Genomic DNA, 19,918 nt, shown 5'->3' with positions numbered 1-19,918 from the left:
ATAGGGGAGCCGTAGAGAAATCGAGTCTTAATAGGGCGTTTAGTTGCTGGGTATAGACCCGAAACCAGGCGATCTATCCATGAGCAGGTTGAAGGTTGGGTAACACTAACTGGAGGACCGAACCCACTGTCGTTGAAAAGCCAGGGGATGACTTGTGGATAGGGGTGAAAGGCTAATCAAGCCTGGTGATAGCTGGTTCTCCCCGAAAGCTATTTAGGTAGCGCCTCGGACGAATACCATTGGGGGTAGAGCACTGTTTCGGCTAGGGGGTCATCCCGACTTACCAAACCGATGCAAACTCCGAATACCAATGAGTACTATCCGGGAGACAGACTGCGGGTGCTAACGTCCGTAGTCAAGAGGAAAACAATCCAGACCGCCAGCTAAGGCCCCAAAATCATAGTTAAGTGGGAAACGATGTGGGAAGGCATAGACAGCTAGGAGGTTGGCTTAGAAGCAGCCACCCTTTAAAGAAAGCGTAATAGCTCACTAGTCGAGTCGGCCTGCGCGGAAGATGTAACGGGGCTAAAACTATGTGCCGAAGCTGCGGATTTGACTTTAAGTCAAGTGGTAGGGGAGCGTTCTGTAAGCCGATGAAGGTGTATTGAGAAGTATGCTGGAGGTATCAGAAGTGCGAATGCTGACGTGAGTAACGACAAAACGGGTGAAAAACCCGTTCGCTGAAAGACCAAGGGTTCCAGTCCAACGTTAATCGGGGCTGGGTGAGTCGACCCCTAAGGCGAGGCCGAGAGGCGTAGTCGATGGGAAATTGGTTAATATTCCAATACTTCTGTGTAATGCGATGAGAGGACGGAGAAGGTTAAGTCAGCCTGGCGTTGGTTGTCCAGGTGGAAGGCAGTAGGCATGCATCTTAGGCAAATCCGGGGTGCTCTATGCTGAGAGCTGATAGCAAGCTGTACTTGTACAGTGAAGTGGCTGATACCATGCTTCCAGGAAAAGTCTCTAAGCTTCAGTTACACAGGAATCGTACCCGAAACCGACACAGGTGGTCAGGTCGAGTAGACCAAAGCGCTTGAGAGAACTCTGCTGAAGGAACTAGGCAAAATGGTACCGTAACTTCGGGAGAAGGTACGCTGCTGACGGTGATGGGACTTGCTCCCTGAGCTATTGGCAGCCACAGAAACCAGGCCGCTGCAACTGTTTATTAAAAACATAGCACTCTGCAAACACGAAAGTGGACGTATAGGGTGTGATGCCTGCCCGGTGCTGGAAGGTTAATTGATGGGGTTAGCGTAAGCGAAGCTCTTGATCGAAGCCCCAGTAAACGGCGGCCGTAACTATAACGGTCCTAAGGTAGCGAAATTCCTTGTCGGGTAAGTTCCGACCTGCACGAATGGCATAATGATGGCGGCGCTGTCTCCAGCAGAGGCTCAGTGAAATCGAAATCGCTGTGAAGATGCAGTGTACCCGCGGCTAGACGGAAAGACCCCGTGAACCTTTACTGCAGCTTGACATTGAACTTTGACCTTACTTGTGTAGGATAGGTGGGAGGCTTTGAAGTTAGAACGCTAGTTCTAATGGAGCCGTCCTTGAAATACCACCCTGGTAATGTTGAGGTTCTAACTCTGCCCCGTAATCCGGGGCGAGGACCATGTCTGGTGGGTAGTTTGACTGGGGCGGTCTCCTCCTAAAGAGTAACGGAGGAGTACGAAGGTGCGCTCAGCGTGGTCGGAAATCACGCGTAGAGTATAAAGGCAAAAGCGCGCTTAACTGCGAGACCCACAAGTCGAGCAGGTACGAAAGTAGGTCTTAGTGATCCGGTGGTTCTGTATGGAAGGGCCATCGCTCAACGGATAAAAGGTACTCTGGGGATAACAGGCTGATACCGCCCAAGAGTTCATATCGACGGCGGTGTTTGGCACCTCGATGTCGGCTCATCTCATCCTGGGGCTGAAGCAGGTCCCAAGGGTATGGCTGTTCGCCATTTAAAGAGGTACGCGAGCTGGGTTTAGAACGTCGTGAGACAGTTCGGTCCCTATCTACCGTGGGCGCTGGAAATTTGAGAGGATCTGCTCCTAGTACGAGAGGACCAGAGTGGACGAACCTCTGGTGTACCGGTTGTGACGCCAGTCGCATCGCCGGGTAGCTATGTTCGGAAGGGATAACCGCTGAAAGCATCTAAGCGGGAAGCCTACCTCAAGATAAGATTTCCCTAGGAATTTATTCCTCTAAAGAGCCGTTCGAGACTAGGACGTTGATAGGTTGGGTGTGGAAGCACGGTGACGTGTGAAGCTGACCAATACTAATTGCTCGTGAGGCTTGACTATACAACACCCAAACAGTTGTTGTATTCAAGATAAATTCAATACATAACTTGATTTAGTGTGAAAACTAGTTACAATACCGACTCAATTAACTAATCCGTTAATAACTCTTTGGACCGTAAGTAAGGCATGTAGTGAATACACTACGAATAAGACCCGAAAGCACCACAACAGTTTGCTGGCGACAATAGCAAGAGTGAACCACCTGATCCCTTCCCGAACTCAGAAGTGAAACCTCTTAGCGCTGATGGTAGTGTGGCACTTGCCATGTGAGAGTAAGTCATCGCCAGCTTTTAAATACTAAACACCCCCAACATAACAGTTGGGGGTGTTTTTTTATTGGGAAAATATAATTTAATATCTAAAAAGACGTAAATAAGAAATGCTATTAGGCCTGATATGATTTTCCATACACTTTTATTTGCTATCGGAAGCGCCTATTTAGGGTTTTTAATGATATATCCATTTGTTTTAATTAGATTTGACTAAAAATACTTCATTTTATCCTAATCCTTGCCTAAAATACATTCAATTTGAATTGAGCCTTTGCTATGCAGTTTAAAATTATCGCAGCCCGAGACCTAGAGCCACAACAGCGACAACAGATTGCCAAGTTGTGTTTTGCTGCTTTTGATGAGGATCCTTGGAGCCAATATGCTTTCATGCAAACAGCTACTCATCTCGTCGGTATCTTGGACGAAAAAATTGTATCGCATGCCCTATGGACAGATAGAGTTTTCACTATTCATGGTAATCATCAGGTAAAAACTGCTTATGTTGAATACGTGACGACTGATGAAATGATGCGGGGTAAAGGATTAGCATCACAATTATTAAGATATTTGGTCGATGCCTTAACTCGCTTGGGTTATGAACTTGCCGCATTACAGCCTGAAAATGATGCATTCTATAAAAAATTAGGCTGGACTTCTTGGTTGGGGGATTTATATATTCAGCAAGATAGGTCTACTTATCTGACCGATGAGAATGAAATCATGCTGTATCCATTGAGTATTCAACTGAAAGAGTTGCCGTCACGTAGTACAGCTGATGATACGATTTGCGCTGATTGGCGAGAAGGTGAGCTCTGGTAATCCCTAGCTTAATCCACAACCCTGACTGAAATTATGCTAATAAGAGGCATATATAAAGATAGAATTAGATATAGTTTGATTTAAAAATAAAAAAAATTTGTTAGCAGAATGAGATTAATTGCTCATTTAATCTTTTATATCATTGAAGATTATAACTTTTCATAAATCTTAACGTTTTCTGCTTTTCTCCTTGGCTGACAAGCCTATAATGATTGAGAATCATTCCAAATCTAATAAGGAAATAACATGTCGACCGATCAACAATTTCCAGTACCTGCCAACCTAGGTATCGCAGTTTATTCCAATAATGCCGAAGCGATTGGTAATACACCTTTAGTTCGTATTAATCGTCTGATCAAAACAGGCGCAACTGTACTGGCAAAAGTTGAAAGCCGTAACCCCGCATTTTCAGTGAAATGCCGTATTGGCGCAGCGTTGATCGCAGATGCGGAGAAACGTGGTGTACTTAAAGCAGGTATGCATATTGTGGAGCCAACCAGTGGTAATACAGGGATTGCATTGGCGTTTGTTGCGGCAGCCAAAGGTTATCCGATTACCTTAACAATGCCAGCCAGTATGAGCTTAGAGCGTAGAAAGGTGTTAAAGGCATTAGGTGCACATCTGGTGTTGACTGATCCTGCCAAAGGCATGAAAGGTGCAGTAGATGAGGCAGTTCGTCTAGCAACGGAAAATCCAGAACAATATTTCTTGCCACAGCAATTTGAAAATCCAGCCAATCCACAGATTCATGTTGATACCACCGGTCCTGAAATCTGGCAGGCTACCAATGGTCAAGTTGATATCTTGGTTGCGGGTGTAGGAACGGGTGGTACCATTACTGGGATTTCACGTTATTTTGAGCAAGTTCAGAATAAGCCGCTCTATTCAGTTGCTGTTGAACCCGCCGAATCACCCATTATCACTCAAACCAAACGTGGCGAAAGCATCACCCCTGCACCCCATAAAATCCAAGGCATTGGCGCGAACTTTATTCCTAAAAACTTAGACCTTGATTTGGTTGATGAAGTATTACCTGTGAATAGCGCAGATGCGATTGAGTGGGCAAGAAAGTGTGCAACACAAGAAGGCATCTTGGTCGGTATCTCGAGTGGCGCAGCATTAGCGGCGGCAGCGCAAATTGCTGAACGTCCTGAAAATGCAGGCAAAACCATTGTGGTGATCTTGCCTGATAGTGGCGAGCGTTATTTATCTTCAGTGTTATTTGAAGGTTTATTTGACGACGCTTAATTTCATTCTTCAGCTCATAAAAAAACCATGCCTAAGCGCATGGTTTTTTAGTCTTAATTGATTTTAAAGTGCTTTCTTTAGGGTTTTTTCGTGGCGTTTGACGGAGCGTGCATATTTTTTGGCTTTATGGCGGGTCCAGAAACTGCGTTCATAGCCGGTTGGTCCGACATTGTAATAGGCCACAGCTTTAGACCAGCTACCTGCTGATCTGTAGTAAGTCGAGAGTACATGTGCACCACAGTTAATATTGACATTCTCATCATAGAGATTGCCTGGGCAGGACTGACGCCAATGACTGGAAATGATTTGGGTTAAGCCTATTGCACCTGTGGGTGAACGGGCCGCACTATTGTAGTTGGATTCTTGGCGGATCAGAGCTGCGAGCAGTGTAGGTGAGACTTCATAACGTTCAGCACTTTGAATGATTATCGGCGATAAGCGATTGGCGGTCGTCGGGGAAACCGAATAGGCATTTTGTAAGCCTGATGAAAGCTGATTTGAGCGATTGGCAAAGGAGCCACTTAAACTACTACAGGCAGATAGACTGATTGCAAGCACAACAAGGCTGATCTTTAAAATGATGAAGGCGAACGGTTTAAAGGCCGTGTGTTGATCAGATGAAGTTGATGTGATGTGCAAAACCAAGACCCGATACCAAACAAAATTATAAGGATGGTATGCACTCGGTTTAGGGGAGTCAATAGCAGTTATTTTACCGTAATGATTGGACTCGACCTGAACATAAAAAAGCCCCGACATCCTGTCGAGGCTTTCTCATATTTGGTTTCTTGCCGCCAACTCCTGTCAACGACCACATCCAGTGTTTCTTGTTGTTCTGAATGAGACATCCTATCTCTGTATGATGAACAGATTAGGGCAATTGTGCCATCTTAGATATTCGCGAATCACCACAGTTTATGTAGGTTTTGACTGACAACAATACATTATAGCGCTGCTTTTAAGCTTTGTTCATGCCGTTTAACCGAGTTGGCATAGCGTTCAGCTTGCTGGCGCATATAGGGACTTCTTCGATAACCTGTAGGTCCAACATTGTAGTAGCCAAGTGCTTTTGACCAATCGCCTGTGGATTGATAATAGTTCGCTAAAATGTAGGCACCACAATTGATGTTGACGTGTTCATCATATAAATCACCAGGACAGAACTGTTGCCAGAATTTTGGTCGGACTTGGGTTAATCCGACCGCATCAGCTGAAGAACGTGCACGAGTTCTATAGCTGGATTCTTGACGAATCACGGCTGCAAGCAAATGGGGTGAAATATTATGGCGCTCGGCCGTTTGCAGAATGATCGGTGCAACGCGATTTGCCGTTGTTGGTGAAACTGAAAAAGCACTTTGAATGCCTGAAGCAAGCTTTTGAGAGTGATTAACTGTAGCAACTTTGGTGCTGGTACAAGCCACAGTGAGATAAGTACTAAAAACAATGAGAGTTAATTTGGCAAAAGAGATTTGAAAACAAGAAAAAGAAAATTTGTTGTAAATTATCATCGTGAAACAATTTGACCATCAAATATAAAAAACATGCGGATGGTAGGGAGCAAGTTGATGTGAGTCAATGTAATCTGTTTGGGTAAATCGTTTAATTTTAGCTATTCAGCTGAAGAAAAAAGCCCCGATCTCCTGTTGAGGCTTTCTCCGATAGGGTTGGTTGCCGTTCATTCCTGTCAACGAGCAGGTTTTGTGTGTCTTAGTTGAACCGTTGCAATAGCTGAGCCATGAGGTATAAACCGCAACCGAAAATAGCGTGATTGAGCAGACTTCGAAGGCTGTTTTGCAAGGGGTGTGGGGTTTTGGATGAAGCAATCCCCGCACCCATGGCGGGTTGCATGATTAGAAAAGGCATGAGCACCGTGATCAGACCAAAACAAAAAGCGGAATAAAATTGGGGCTGTAACAGCCATTGTTTGCCTATCATTAAAATAAAGCCAAATGCAAACAGGATGCCGACACTGTAATGCGCCAGCCAACCCAATGCATATTCATGTCGAATGGCGGGGCTTTGGGCAATCGATTGATGCCGAAATTTGCCGCGAAGCATCCAGCCGACCCAACGACCCAGCAGGGTAAAATTTAAGATGGGCTGATTGAGTTTTTTTAAAACTAGAAGCCATAAATCCATGAGGATGGTCGTACCAATCCCGAGACAAAATATTTGAAAAAACAGTTCGACAGTTTGCATTTTTACACCTTGATTTTTTCTATACAAAAAGAGATAAAGACAGTGTGCAAGTTCAAGTCAACTTGAAGTCAAGGTGGATGTATGGATATTGGTGAAGTTGCAAAAAAAGCGAATGTTGCAACATCGACACTACGTTTTTATGAAGAAAAAGGTTTGATTAAATCGATTGGTCGTCATGGCTTACGCCGACAATATGGCAAACAAGTTTTGGATCAATTGGCATTGATTGCTTTGGGGCGGACAGCAGGTTTTTCCTTAACTGAAATTGCACAGATGTTTGATCAAGATGGTCAGCCTCAATTAGATCGAAACATGTTGAATAAAAAAGCGGAACAACTTGAACAGATGATGCGGCGGTTGCATTTTATCAGTGAAGGACTTCGACATGCAGCCATTTGTCCCGCAGCACATCATCTGCAATGTCCAACCTTTCAAAAGTTGCTTAAAGCTGCAATTGCCGGGGAATATCAGCCGACCAAACTTTAGAATAGGATATGGTGACAATTGGTTGCGCTTAGAGAGAAAAACCAAGCGTGATTGTCATCTTTTCGCCATAAAGACTTCATTTTATTGCAGTAAAAGCGTCATAAAAACTTGTTTAAATTTGTCTAATTTTTACCAAACGTATAAAACAATGAACAAGAAAACTTTATTGGCCTTATTTTGCTGCACAGCTTTGGGTTTAACCGGCTGTAATGATGACAATAATAATCAAGACCAGAATACCTCGACAGACCCAGTCACTGAACCGACATTGGTCGCTTTTGCTAAACTTCCTGTGGCTACTTATGCCGCTGGACCCGATTCAGGTCTAGCCGTCAGTGGCGCCAATGGCATTTATCCACCTTTCAAAGGGCAGCCTGTCCAAGGCTTTTCAGCCGCGTTGAAAAATGCTGATGGTAGTTATATGGCCATGGCCGATAACGGTTTTGGTACACAGGAGAATTCAGCCGATTTCTTATTAAGAATTTATAAACTCAAAGCTGACTTTAAAACCAAGAGCAAAGGGACAGGACAGGTACAAGTACAAAGTTTTATCCAATTACGAGACCCAAATAAATTGGTTCCTTTTGAGATTGTAAATGGCAATACGCCAGAGCGATTATTGACTGGGGCGGATTTCGACCCTGAATCCATGCAGCGTGCGCCTGATGGTAGTTATTGGATCGGTGAGGAATTTGGTCCTTATTTACTACACTTCTCTGCAGATGGAGTGTTACTTGATGCACCGATTGGATTGCCAAATCCAATGAATCCAGCGCAAGAATTACGTTCGCCGCAAAATCAATTGAATAAAGCCAAGATCAATTATGTTGAACCCTTGGTTGGACGCAGTAGTGGTTTTGAAGGCATGGCGATTTCACCAGATGGCAAGTATCTGTATCCATTGCTAGAAAAGCCTCTCGTCAATGACTCGACAGGCAGATTACTGATCTCCCAATTTGATCTACAGAAAAAGACCTATACAGGTGTTTATTATTGGTTTGTACTGGATAGTAAAGCCACCAATATTGGAGATTTCCAATTATTCAATGACAAAGAAGGTATCATTATTGAACGTGATGTCAGCCAGAATAATCTGGGCGGCTATAAAAAGCTGATCCGAATTAAATTCAATGAGCCGAAGCAAGCCGTCGCACGTGAAGATCTGGTGGATTTAATGAAAATTGCCAATCCAAATGGCTTGTATGGCACTGCACGGACTGGTGATATCGGAACAGGTAAGGTGTTTGCTTTCCCATTTGAAACCATTGAGGATGTGATCATTGAAAATGCTACGACTTTGACGGTACTGAATGACAATAACTTCCCTGGTTCTTCTGGACGGAATGCTAAACTCGCGGATGATAATGAAATCATTCAGATTCGCTTGCCCAAAGCATTATTTTAAACATTAGGTAAAAATAGCCGAAATGATCATTCCGCATTTTGGCTGAGGGCGTATACTGATCGGGCATAAGGAGTTCTCATGTCTGAATCAGTGTTGCGCCCAACCCATATTGAGTATGGTTCAAAATCGTTTACTGCGATTTTATGGTCATTGTTCTTTGCCGGTTTTGCATCATTTTCCTCTTTGTACTGTGTACAGCCGATGATGCCGATTTTCGCAAAATTCTTTCATGTCACCCCGACCCACAGTAGTTTTCCCTTATCCTTTTCGACCATTGCACTGGCGATTGGTTTGCTGTTTACCGGTTTTATTTCTGATCGCTTTGGGCGTAAACCGATCATGGTATTTGCTTTGGTTCTGGTCTCGATTTTATTGCTGATCAGTGCTTCTTTTCCTGTTTGGGAAATTTTCCTGACCACTCGTGTTTTGATTGGTTTGGCCGTGAGTGGTGTTGCCGCAGTGGCAATGACCTATATCGGAGAGGAGATTGCACAGCAGGATATCGGTTTTGCCATGGGCTTATATATTTCTGGTACAGCGATTGGGGGAATGGGGGGACGTCTGATCGCTGGTGTGTTGGTCGATTTTATTTCTTGGCAATCAGCGACTTATATTATTGGCTTTCTGAATCTGCTGATTGCCTGTTTATTCTATTTATTATTACCTAAATCACAGCATTTCAAGCCGTTCCCGTTTCGATTTTCACGTTTTAAAGCAGCGTTTGAGCAAAATTTAAAAGATCCCAAACTACGGATTTTATTTGCGCAAGGCTTTATTCTGATGGGCTGCCTGGTCACAGTATTTAACTATATCAGTTACCACTTATTAGAAGCGCCATTTCATTTATCGCAAACATGGATTGGTCTGATTTCAATTGCCTACTTGGCTGGAATTTATAGTTCACCTAAAGCTGCACAATGGGGCTTTAAATATGGGCGTGATAAAGTTCTGCCGGTTTTGTTAGTCATAATGATCATTGGTTTATTAATTACCTTGATTCCATCGCTTTGGACGATTTTATTGGGCCTTACCATTTTTACCTTTTCATTTTTTGCAGCGCATTCCACGGCCAGTAGCTGGGTGTCGGTGCAGGCAGTGCAATATCGTGCCGTGGCGTCTTCGCTGTATTTATTCTGCTATTACATCGGCTCGAGTTTACTGGGCAGTAGTGGTGGTTTAGTTTGGGAAAACTTTGGCTGGGGTGGAATTAATTTCATGGTTGCTGTGGTTTTAATGTTTGGGCTTTACTTGGCGGTGAAGTTAGCTCAATTTCCCCAAAATGGCTAAGCGATCTTGGCCTTGCTTAATCTTTGTACAAATAATTTGTTATCTCCTTGTTCCTGAATGTTTTATAAACAGGGAAAATGAATGAAATTCATGTTAAAATGATCGGCTTTCATCTTTAGATGTCTCTCCTCCATCTGCTAGCCGAGATTCGCAAGCCATGTCTACTGCCTACACCATGCAGACTGCGCCAAAAGCGCTGTTTGATTACGACAAATATTGGGCGTCGTGTTTTGAACCTGCACCATTTTTGCCGATGTCTCGAGAAGAAATGGATCTACTCGGCTGGGATGCATGTGACTTTATTCTGGTGTGTGGCGATGCCTATATTGACCATCCCTCTTTTGTATCGGGTGTGATTGGGCGTGTGCTTGAAGCTCAAGGCTTCCGTGTCGGGATTATTGCACAGCCAGACTGGACCAATGTGGAGAGTTTTCGTGTGCTCGGTAAGCCAACCATTGCATGGGGGGTGACTGCGGGCAACATGGATTCGATGATCAACCGTTATACGGCAGATCGTAAAATCCGTTCGGATGATGCCTATTCACCAAACAATGAGCCGAATAAACGTCCAGACCGTGCAGCAACAGTTTACTGTCAGCGTTGTCGTGAGGCTTTCCCAGATGTGCCAGTCTTGCTGGGTGGGATTGAAGGCAGCTTGCGTCGTATTGCACATTATGACTATTGGTCAGATAAAGTTCGCCGCTCTATTTTGATGGATTCTAAAGCTGATCTATTGATGTATGGCAATGGTGAACGTGCGATTATTGATGTCATGCATCGCTTAGCCAAGGGCGAGAAAATCCACGAGATTACCGATGTTCGTGGTACCGCATTTATTATTAATAAACACAATAAAGCCTCGAAAGCCAAATTCGTTGAAATCGCCAGCAATGATGTGGATACCATTGGACGTGTCGATCCAATTATCAATCCTTATGTCATGACTGAAGATATTGATGGCTGTGAAGTTGAAAAAGAAAAAGGCAACTCACTGGCACAATATCAAAACTTCCAAAAAGAAATTGTTGCCAATCCGATTGTTCGTGAAGGCGATCAGCTTGATCCAGATACCCAGATTGTGCAGTTAAAGCCTGCACCATCCAAAGCGATTAAACATAAATTGCCTCCACGTGAGTTGGCGGTGATTCGTTTACCTTCTTTTGAAGAGGTAGCTGATGATCATGTGCTATATGCACATGCCAACCGTATTTTGCATTTGGAAACCAATCCTGGTAATGCGCGTGCCTTGGTACAGCGTCATGGCGAACGTGATGTCTGGATCAATCCACCTCCAATTCCTCTGACGACGGAGGAAATGGATTATGTGTTTGACTTGCCTTACGCACGTCTCCCTCATCCGACCTATGAGAATGCGCGTTTCCCTGCTTTTGATATGATCAAATTCTCGGTCAATATCATGCGTGGTTGTTTTGGTGGTTGTACTTTCTGTTCGATCACTGAACATGAAGGCCGGATTATTCAAAACCGTTCGGAAGATTCAATTTTACGTGAAATTGAAAAGATCCGTGATACGGCACCCAACTTCACGGGCATTATCTCGGACTTAGGTGGTCCAACCGCCAACATGTACCGTTTACACTGTAACGATCCTGAGATCGAAAAGAATTGTCGTAAACCGTCTTGTGTCTATCCAGGAGTGTGTCAAAACCTACATACCGACCATGCACCTTTGGTTCAGCTGTATCGTAAAGCTCGTGAAATCAAAGGCGTGAAGAAGATTCTGATTGGTTCAGGGCTGCGTTATGACCTTGCAGTATTGAATCCTGAATATGTTAAAGAATTGGTGCAGCATCATGTCGGTGGTTATCTGAAAATTGCGCCTGAGCATACTGAAACTGGCCCGTTATCGAAGATGATGAAACCGGGGATTGGAACGTATGATCGTTTTAAACAAATGTTTGAGCGTTTCAGTAAGGAAGCTGGTAAGGAACAATATTTAATTCCATACTTCATTGCTGCGCATCCGGGTACCACGGATTATGACATGATGAATCTGGCAATTTGGTTGAAGAAGAATGGTTTCCGCGCCGATCAGGTTCAAACCTTCTATCCATCGCCAATGGCCACTGCGACCACCATGTATTATTCAGGTAAGAACCCGCTGTCTAAAGTGGCGCGCTATACTGAAAATGTCGATATCGTCAAAGGTGAAAAGCGTCGCCGTCTGCACAAGGCATTTTTACGTTATCATGATCCAAATAACTGGCCTTTATTGCGCGAAGCCTTGAAAGACATGGGGCGTGCCGATCTGATCGGTAACTCAAAACAGCATTTGATTCCAACCTATCAGCCGCAAGGTACAGCTGAGGGTGAATATAAATCAGCGCGCAAGAAGAACTCCTCTGTGGCGGGAGATTCGGCCAAACGTGGTCAGAGCCAATCTCGCCCACAATCAGGACAAAAGCGCCCACAGAAAGGACAGGTGTTAACTCAGCATAATGGCTTACCACCACGTGAAACAGGTGAGAAAAGACCATTCTCTGGTAAAACCAAGCCGAAAACCAAAGCAGCTCGTTAATTCGATATTACAGCAGGCATGATCCAGATCATGCCTGCTTTTTTTCGGCTCGGCATAAGCGCTCACAATTTGATCATAAAACTGTCGCCTAAGGAAACATAAACTGACAATAACGACTTGAATATTGAATAGCGAATGATTATAAATAAAGGGCAGAGGGCTTTTACGACTTAGGTCGTCTAGCAAAACACGATTAAAAAACTTAAGTTTGCACTGCAAAATGATTTTGCTATCGCTGTTCTTGATTAAAAAAATTGGCTTAAAGCCAAAATGATTATAAAAAATCTAAAGGGATTGGTTAGAAATGTATTATTTTATAACAATAGTTGGGCTGCTGTTAATCGCAGCGCTTGCGTTGCGCCGCCTACAACAAAACAGGCGTCAGGATAGTCCACTCAAACGTCGTGGTATTCTCAATATCGCTGAACAAATTACACTGATGCGTTTACAAGCGGTTTTGCCACGTCATACAGTCTTGGCACATGTTTCTTTTGATGCCTTACTTACCACTAAATTTGCCCACACACGGCGTAAATATCAAGGTTTGGTGGCCGACTTTGTGGTCTTAGACCAACAACACCAAGTGCTTGCAATTATTGAAATTGCCGACGAATCTTATGTCAATCGTCTACATCAAAAACATTATCAGGACAGCCTGTTGGAGTTAGCAGGCTATCGTGTGTTGCGCTATAGCAGTATTCCAACGGAACAAGAACTCAGACAAGATTTAGTGCCAGATCTGTTTGAACCTGCTTCAGTTGTAACTATCTCCACTTCTACTTCAATGTCGATGGCTAAAGCGGATCGAATGATGAAATATAATGAATTTGCGATGAAATCTTATTAATCTGGACGTACTGCAGTGACAGTCATCTCAACCAGTACATCTGGTGCGTAGAGTTTAGACTCGACGCAGGTACGTGCTGGCGGATGACCTGCTGCAATCCATGCATCCCAGACGCTATTCATGGCGGCATAATCTTTTTCGATGTCTTTTAAAAAGATAATCACTGATAAAATATGGGTCTTATCAGTTCCTGCTTCAGCAAGTAAGCGGTCAATATTGTCTAAGGTTTGCTGGGTCTGTGCAGTTACATCGACGCTGGTGTCATCTGCCAATTGACCTGCTAAATGAACTAGATTTCCTGAAATTGCGACTTCGCAATAACGTGAAGTGACATGAAGTCGTTGCACAGACATTGTTATTCCTGAATCAAAAAATATAGAGACTGGATTGTACTTGATGCGATTCAGGCACAGTGTAATTTTGTATAAATCAGGCTGAAAAAGTTTCTATTTCCATTAAATGGCGTTTTTTAAAAAATAAAATGCAGCTTTGTTGTGGGCAGATAACAATATTCCCCAGATTTAAAAACTGAATTTGAGCTTGTCGTAGCTGATTCAAGCAACTTGCAATAGAACTGTGTGCAGGACAAAGTTGTTTGAGTTGGCTTAATGCTGAATAAGTGGCTTGATACATCTTTTTATTCCTATGAAATTTTATCAAAAATGGGCGAAAGCATGGTTTCGCCCGACCCGAATAGTGTTAATACCTTGCTTGTTCAGATTGATACCAATTGACATGGACGAGTAAGAAACATGACAGAGGCAATCAAGCAAGGACAGGATTGAACGTAACAGCACAAACAACACAGCTTGTGACTATTGTAACCAGTGCAATATTTGTCCAGTCAGCTTGACGCTGCACCAGATCAACCCCCGTTGTTCTTGGCTTTGTTCTAAAAAAATCAAACGTATAGGTTTTTCCATCAATATTGAAGATTGGCTTGGCATTGAGCCCTCGCGCAGCTTAGAGCGAAAAAATAATTTCAGCTTGTTTCCAGAGATCATCACGTTGGGGTTCATGGGCAAGGTCATGAATCAGCTGTTGTTGATGGCTTTGATGTTTAGAGACCAAACTTGAAATAAAAAATAAACCGATATAAAAATCAGCAATAAAATCGCTCCGATTTTAAAACTAATGAAATTGTGGCGCATGTCACGGTTCATGGTAATATGACCAGTATCTCGATCGGAGATGCACTTCGGATGAGCTTAGTCTGAAGCTTAAGTGAAGTTTGTGTGAAGTGTGATCGTCAGAAGTACGCCTGCATGATGCGTGTGCAAGAAGTCGAGTGTATTGGCCTGAATATTCCGAATATTAATCTGACCTTGATGCTGTTGAATTATCTGCTTGACGATACTGAGGCCAATCCCAGTACTACGCTGCTGATTATGTGGGCGCGGCAGGGAAAAATAAGTTTCAAACACACGAGTCAAGGCGTATTCAGGAATGGACTCAGCTTCATTAAAAAACAATAGGGTAATACGGTCATGTACAGGATCTTGTTGAAGCTGAACAGCGATTTTTCCTTGTGCCGGACAAAAATCTCTGGCGTTGTCTAACAGATTATTCAATGCCTGTTTCAACCAAAATGGATCAGCATAGATTGAACAGTATTTAGGCAGGTCAAGCTGGATTTGGAGCTGTTTCCGTTGTAGCGCACTCAGTTGTTGCTGAACACACTGCTGAATCAGTTGATTCAGATCGACCGATTGAAACTCTAAGACATGCTGGTTTTTTTCGAGTCGTGTGAGTAGTAGCATCCGTTCAACCAAAGACTGCAAACGTTGGCTTTGCTCAACAATATGCAATGCAAATTGCTGTTGATCTGCCAAGGGTAAATCATCTTGAAGCAGTTCAGCGCTGGCTTGAATGGCAGTAAGCGGGCTTTTGAGTTCGTGGGTGAGTGTATTGACGTAGTTTTCCACATAGCCTCGATCTTCCAGCTTCTCTCGCATTTCACTCAGTGCCTGAGTCACTTGGTTGAGCTCTTTGGCGGAATAGAAGAATGGCGCCTGATTCACAGGTGCGAGTGCCTGCGCATAACGACGTACCCGATCAATACTATGTCTGAGCCAATAGGCCACCATACTGGCCAAGAGCAAACTGAGTGCTGCAATCCAGAGGGCCTGATAGATCAGTTGCTGTTCGGCACGCTCAATATAAGGCTGTACCGATTGATTGGGTTTGCCAATACTGACAACCCCCAATAATTGCTGATCATAAATAATAGGTGCTGCAATATGCATGACGCTGCTATTGTTGTCATAAGGATTGGTTGCAGTCGAACGTGCGCCGTATTTGCCGCGTAGGGTTAAGTAAACATCATTCCATTTAGAATAGTCTTGTCCGACGGCTTGCCCCTCTGAATCATAGGTCACAATACCTTTGGGATCAGTGATATACAACTGCTGATTAATTTGTTCTTTGCGATACTGCCAAATGGTGGCATTTAGTTGACGGGATAAAGCAGCCTGAATTTTTTGATCAAATTCTGGGGTGTCGACTTGGTGCTGATAGACATCTTCCGCAATCAGTTGGGCAATGATGTTGGCATTTTCAGCGAGAGTATCTTCTACCACTTGCCGTACATTCGGTTTTACTTGTTGGGTCAAAGTATAGGCGATAAAGCCCAGACTCAGGACCACCACCAAGCTAAAGAAAAACCAGATACGGACAAAGATCGACATGCTTTAACTCAACTTCGCCAAACTATAGCCAAAACCACGATGGGTGCGAATTGGGTCATCCTGTGGGGTAATCTGTTTGAGTTTTTGTCTTAAGCTTTTGATATGGGTATCGACCGTTCGCTCCAGACTATGCTCTGGATATTCCCAAATATGATCCATCAATTGTTGGCGACTAAATACTTGCTCCGGATGTTGAATCAGTAGGAATAACAAGCGGTATTCATAACGAGTGAGCTGTAGCACCTGACCATGATAATGAATCTGCAAGGACTGTGGGTGACATAACCAAGTTGCCGATTGCACAATAACTTCAGTTTCCGTTGTTACTACAGAGGCTGTAACTGGCTGAGTTTGAATTTCCATTCTGCGCCAAATGGCCTTGATTCTGGCGACAATTTCACGCGCACTAAAGGGCTTAGTGCAATAATCATCGGCGCCAATTTCGAGGCCAACCACCCGATCAATTTCATCATCACGTGCCGTTAAGAACAGTAAAGGGGTGTGATCTTTCTGACGTAGTTGTTTGCAGACTTCAAAGCCATTTAGATCTGGGAGGCCTACATCTAAAATAATAAAATCAAAGGATTGCTGTGCCAGAAGTTGCAATGCTTGTGTACCTGTATTGGCCCAACTGACGGACCAGCCTTCACGCTCAAGTGCGTAACGCAGGGGCAGGACAATTGCGGCTTCATCTTCAACACAAAGTATTTGTTTTTGCTTCATAGGGTATATACATACAGAATTTTCTAGTTTTATCTGCTGAGTTTAACTGAAGTCATGCTAACGCGTAGAGGGAAATATGGAATTTTTTATAGCAAGAAGAGGATAGAGAAAGAAGACCTGAAGTGCCCTGTAATCTTCGGATTTGATCGTCACGCCAACCACAGGAGCAGATGCTAAAAGTGAGGTTTTCTTTAGCAAAGCGAATAACAAGGATAATGTTACTGCGTTGCTTAGAGTACTGAAAACTGGATAAAAAGCAAACATAATTTTTAGCATGGATGGTATTTTTGTGTAAAAAACAGCACTACCACAAAGAAAGTTGTGATTCTTCTTGTACAGCTTGCAACTGATATACACCGACGCCGACCAGACGAAATTGGAATTCTGGGTCAATATGCATTTCATCTAACAGTTGCAGTACCACTTGTCCCAAGTCCTGTTGCGATTGTAGCGCCTGCTTAAAACTTTTACTGTGTTGTAACACTTGGAAATTTTTAAGCTTGAGTTTGACGGTTACACCGCGAGCAGTCAGCTGCTTCTTATTCAAACTTCGCCAGACTTGTTCGGTCAATGGCTGCCACGCATGGCTGCATTGCGCAAGGGTATAATCTTCATCAAAGGTAATTTCTTTGGAAATCTGTTGACGCTCCCGTTCCGCTTTGACGGGACGATGATCAATACCCTGTGCATATAAATACAGTTGTTTGCCATATTTACCAAAATGATGAATCAGCACATTTTCTTCAATTTTTTGCAGATCACCCAAGGTATGTAAATTCAGCTGTTGCAGTCTTTCTTGAGTGACTTTACCTACCCCCGGAATTTTATTCAGCGCCAAATCCTGAATAAAACTGAGCACTTGATGAGGCTTAATCACAAATAAACCATTGGGTTTGTTCCAGTCCGAGGCAATCTTCGCCAAGAACTTATTCGGTGCGACACCAGCAGAAGCGGTGAGTCCAGTGACTGCAAAAATATCTGTACGAATCTGTGCCGCCACTTCGGTGGCACTGGGGATATTCTTCAGGTTTTCAGTGACATCCAGATAGGCTTCATCTAAAGACAGGGGTTCGATTAATGTCGTATATTGCTGAAAAATCTGATGGATTTGTGCTGAAACCTCACGATATTTTTCAAAATTGGGTTCAATCACCACCACCTGTGGACACAGTTTCTTGGCTTGACCCATCGACATAGCAGAACGAAGGCCAAAGACACGGGCTGGATAAGACGCTGCGGCAATGACCGCACGAGGGTGGTGGGAAGACACCACCACAGGCAAATCTTTCAGCTCAGGGCGATCTTTGAGCTCAACCGAGGCATAGAAAGCATCGATATCAATGTGGATAATTTTACGTAGCTCATTTGGCATCTTCGATGCCCTGTGCTTTTAGAAACATGCGCCATTGTTTCGGTGATTCTGCATAAACATTTAAATCGACGGCTTTGGGCACGCCTGAGATTTTGCCTCGACTACTATGTTGCCAAAACAGCCATTGTCGACCATCTTTAAGCTCAGGTTTACCTTCATAGTCTCTAACCCAGAGTGGGGTATTGTTAAAATTTCCCATTAAGACAATATGATAAAAACTTTTGGAAATATAAAAAATCGGTTGTTTGCCATAATGCCGATGGAGCTGATCATGCATGACCTGAATTTCTTTTAAGAGCTGCTCTTTGGTATAGGTATTGATGCAGTTACTGTCATATTCCAAATCGATCACAGGTGGCAAAGCATCTGCTTTGTTTGGAACGGTGGCAATAAAGTTTTCGGCCTGTATGGCGCCGTCACGGCATAGGCGGTAGAAATGATAAGCACCGACATGTAAGCCCTGTTCTCGCGCTTTAAGCCAGTTCTGCTGGAAGTTCTGATCTTTAAAATCACCGCCTTCGGTGGCTTTAAGATAAACAAACTGATATTGCCTTGGAGAGATTTTTTTCCAGTTAATCTCGCCTTGATGGTGGGAAACATCAAAACCACGGATGGAATAATCCTGAGCAACTGCCTTTTGTTGATAGAACAAGCCAAAGTAGCTGACCACCCCAAGCATAACGGCTAAACCGATACTGGCATAGGTCGGATAATGTTGTGAAAACTGAGGCTTCGCAGATTTTTTTACCATATTGTTCAGGATTATGCGATATCTAAAGAGGAGTTAGATTTACAGTATTGATCATGTAGGGATTGTACTCGTTTTGCCTTGAGATTGATGGCCTGACTGCCCAATTGTGCCACAAATCGGCAAGAAGCATAATGTTCAGCCTGCCGTTGATAATTTTGAACCCACTTCGCCCGAATGGCTTGTCTTTCCGCACTGACTGGCCATACACCTAAGCGTAAACGGTTGATACCGATCCGCCATGGCTTTGGGCTGATTCTGGCACGGAAACAGTTCTGATTTTTGCACATACGGACATAATTGGGATCGGCTTGGATTGAATCAAAAAGGAGCTGGGCCATATCGCCATTCGGTTGGAAGATCTGGTGCATCACTAAGATTCGATAACCTTTGGGGGTACGATAGACGCGTAAATGCCAGCTTGGGTGTTGTGCGGAGAATTGTTGAATACGTTTTAAAGTCAGTTGTTCTGGGCGACCTGCAAATTGAGTTTGGATACGAGCCAGTCCTTTGGTGAGAAGACCTGTGAATAGAAGGGTGATGACTGCGCCTATGCCGAAGATCAGCCATGACATCAGGTAGGTCGCAGCTGCGATTGAGCTCAGCAACAGAATTAAAAATGCAATCAAACGAAGTTTAAAAGATGGCGTATCAATAAAATCAATATCTGCAAATAATACATCTGGAGTGTTTAAACATAAGGCACCGTATGCATTGCGTGTGATAATCACATCATCATGCTGAGCAATGATTTCTTCTCGAATGGGTAAGCCTTCTGCACCGTTATAAGCAACTTTATGATCAATACGATGAATATTTTCTCCAGCTTTGATCTTTGCAATTGCTTCGGCAAGGCGTTGCTCAGCATGTGCTTGGGCTGCATCAAGGTCTTGATTTGACCAGCCAAAACGTTTGAGTGAGTATTGGCGACCTGCAATCTTGGTTTTGATTTTGGCTTCAGCCCAATGCTGAGGAATAATCATGTCATTTTCCTTATT

Annotated in this window: 17 protein-coding genes, 2 rRNA genes and 1 pseudogene; 9 read left to right on the top strand and 11 right to left on the bottom strand. The window is 43.6% G+C overall.

Annotated features, from left to right (window positions below):
• The 4 genes from F907_RS00900 to cysK all read left to right on the top strand — a co-directional run.
• A 23S ribosomal RNA gene (locus F907_RS00900) occupies window positions 1–2,288 on the top strand; the annotation flags it as partial.
• Between the two features lie 174 nt (window positions 2,289–2,462).
• A 5S ribosomal RNA gene (rrf, locus tag F907_RS00905) occupies window positions 2,463–2,577 on the top strand.
• 259 nt (window positions 2,578–2,836) lie between these two features.
• The gene (locus tag F907_RS00910) at window positions 2,837–3,379 is read left to right on the top strand and encodes a GNAT family N-acetyltransferase (protein ID WP_005240353.1); all 543 of its coding nucleotides are present in this window, start codon (window positions 2,837–2,839) and stop codon (window positions 3,377–3,379) included.
• 246 nt (window positions 3,380–3,625) lie between these two features.
• The gene (gene cysK / locus F907_RS00915) at window positions 3,626–4,627 is read left to right on the top strand and encodes a cysteine synthase A (protein ID WP_005240351.1); all 1,002 of its coding nucleotides are present in this window, start codon (window positions 3,626–3,628) and stop codon (window positions 4,625–4,627) included.
• 63 nt (window positions 4,628–4,690) lie between these two features.
• Here the strand turns inward: cysK and F907_RS0118225 are convergent, their stop codons facing one another.
• From F907_RS0118225 to F907_RS00925, 3 genes are all read right to left on the bottom strand, one after another.
• On the bottom strand, window positions 4,691–5,209 hold the full coding sequence (locus F907_RS0118225) for a lytic transglycosylase domain-containing protein (protein ID WP_026040139.1): 519 nt from the start codon (window positions 5,207–5,209) through the stop codon (window positions 4,691–4,693).
• 362 nt (window positions 5,210–5,571) lie between these two features.
• Complete coding sequence (locus F907_RS00920) at window positions 5,572–6,135, bottom strand: lytic transglycosylase domain-containing protein (protein WP_005240347.1); 564 nt, start codon at window positions 6,133–6,135, stop codon at window positions 5,572–5,574.
• Window positions 6,136–6,334: 199 nt separating this feature from the next.
• Window positions 6,335–6,826 carry a DUF2938 domain-containing protein gene (locus F907_RS00925; protein WP_005240345.1) on the bottom strand — a complete coding sequence of 164 codons (492 nt, stop codon included), beginning with the start codon at window positions 6,824–6,826 and terminating at the stop codon, window positions 6,335–6,337.
• Between the two features lie 81 nt (window positions 6,827–6,907).
• Between F907_RS00925 and F907_RS00930 the strand changes: the two genes are divergently transcribed.
• The 5 genes from F907_RS00930 (at window position 6,908) to F907_RS00950 (ending at window position 13,390) form a co-directional block, all read left to right on the top strand.
• Window positions 6,908–7,312 (top strand): helix-turn-helix domain-containing protein, encoded by a 405-nt coding sequence (locus F907_RS00930; protein ID WP_005240343.1) that lies wholly within the window; start codon window positions 6,908–6,910, stop codon window positions 7,310–7,312.
• A 148-nt stretch (window positions 7,313–7,460) separates the two neighbouring features.
• Window positions 7,461–8,717 carry an esterase-like activity of phytase family protein gene (locus tag F907_RS00935; RefSeq protein WP_005240339.1) on the top strand — a complete coding sequence of 419 codons (1,257 nt, stop codon included), beginning with the start codon at window positions 7,461–7,463 and terminating at the stop codon, window positions 8,715–8,717.
• A gap of 78 nt (window positions 8,718–8,795) precedes the next feature.
• Complete coding sequence (locus tag F907_RS00940) at window positions 8,796–10,004, top strand: MFS transporter (protein WP_005240332.1); 1,209 nt, start codon at window positions 8,796–8,798, stop codon at window positions 10,002–10,004.
• 157 nt (window positions 10,005–10,161) lie between these two features.
• Window positions 10,162–12,543 carry a YgiQ family radical SAM protein gene (locus F907_RS00945; protein WP_005240331.1) on the top strand — a complete coding sequence of 794 codons (2,382 nt, stop codon included), beginning with the start codon at window positions 10,162–10,164 and terminating at the stop codon, window positions 12,541–12,543.
• A 304-nt stretch (window positions 12,544–12,847) separates the two neighbouring features.
• A complete protein-coding gene (locus F907_RS00950; RefSeq protein WP_005240330.1) occupies window positions 12,848–13,390 on the top strand; it encodes a DUF2726 domain-containing protein in 543 nt (180 codons plus the stop codon).
• Here the strand turns inward: F907_RS00950 and F907_RS00955 are convergent.
• The 8 genes and pseudogenes from F907_RS00955 to F907_RS00985 all read right to left on the bottom strand — a co-directional run bounded on the left by F907_RS00955 (window position 13,387) and on the right by F907_RS00985 (window position 19,903).
• Window positions 13,387–13,743, bottom strand: a complete 357-nt coding sequence (locus F907_RS00955) for a RidA family protein (protein WP_005240329.1) — start codon at window positions 13,741–13,743, stop codon at window positions 13,387–13,389. The two genes, F907_RS00950 and F907_RS00955, sit on opposite strands and share 4 nt — an antisense overlap.
• A gap of 76 nt (window positions 13,744–13,819) precedes the next feature.
• The gene (locus tag F907_RS19340; RefSeq protein ID WP_005240328.1) at window positions 13,820–14,023 is read right to left on the bottom strand and encodes a hypothetical protein; all 204 of its coding nucleotides are present in this window, start codon (window positions 14,021–14,023) and stop codon (window positions 13,820–13,822) included.
• A 225-nt stretch (window positions 14,024–14,248) separates the two neighbouring features.
• Window positions 14,249–14,541, bottom strand: a pseudogene (locus F907_RS19335) (hypothetical protein); the annotation flags it as partial.
• 69 nt (window positions 14,542–14,610) lie between these two features.
• Window positions 14,611–16,077 (bottom strand): two-component system sensor histidine kinase CreC, encoded by a 1,467-nt coding sequence (creC, locus tag F907_RS00965; protein ID WP_016653299.1) that lies wholly within the window; start codon window positions 16,075–16,077, stop codon window positions 14,611–14,613.
• Window positions 16,078–16,080: 3 nt separating this feature from the next.
• A complete protein-coding gene (gene creB / locus F907_RS00970) occupies window positions 16,081–16,800 on the bottom strand; it encodes a two-component system response regulator CreB (protein WP_016653298.1) in 720 nt (239 codons plus the stop codon).
• Between the two features lie 304 nt (window positions 16,801–17,104).
• The gene (gene dinB / locus F907_RS00975) at window positions 17,105–18,172 is read right to left on the bottom strand and encodes a DNA polymerase IV (protein WP_016653297.1); all 1,068 of its coding nucleotides are present in this window, start codon (window positions 18,170–18,172) and stop codon (window positions 17,105–17,107) included.
• Entirely contained in the window at window positions 18,162–18,923 is a 762-nt protein-coding gene (locus F907_RS00980) for a glycoside hydrolase family 25 protein (protein ID WP_016653296.1), read from the bottom strand. The genes dinB and F907_RS00980 overlap by 11 nt, the downstream gene beginning before the upstream one ends.
• Before the next feature lie 11 nt (window positions 18,924–18,934).
• Window positions 18,935–19,903, bottom strand: a complete 969-nt coding sequence (locus F907_RS00985; protein WP_016653295.1) for a hypothetical protein — start codon at window positions 19,901–19,903, stop codon at window positions 18,935–18,937.
• Between the last annotated feature and the right edge of the window lie 15 nt (window positions 19,904–19,918).

The sequence above is a fragment of the Acinetobacter colistiniresistens genome (assembly GCF_000413935.1).
Taxonomy (GTDB): domain Bacteria; phylum Pseudomonadota; class Gammaproteobacteria; order Pseudomonadales; family Moraxellaceae; genus Acinetobacter; species Acinetobacter colistiniresistens.
This window is presented reverse-complemented; position numbering and strand designations above follow the sequence as displayed.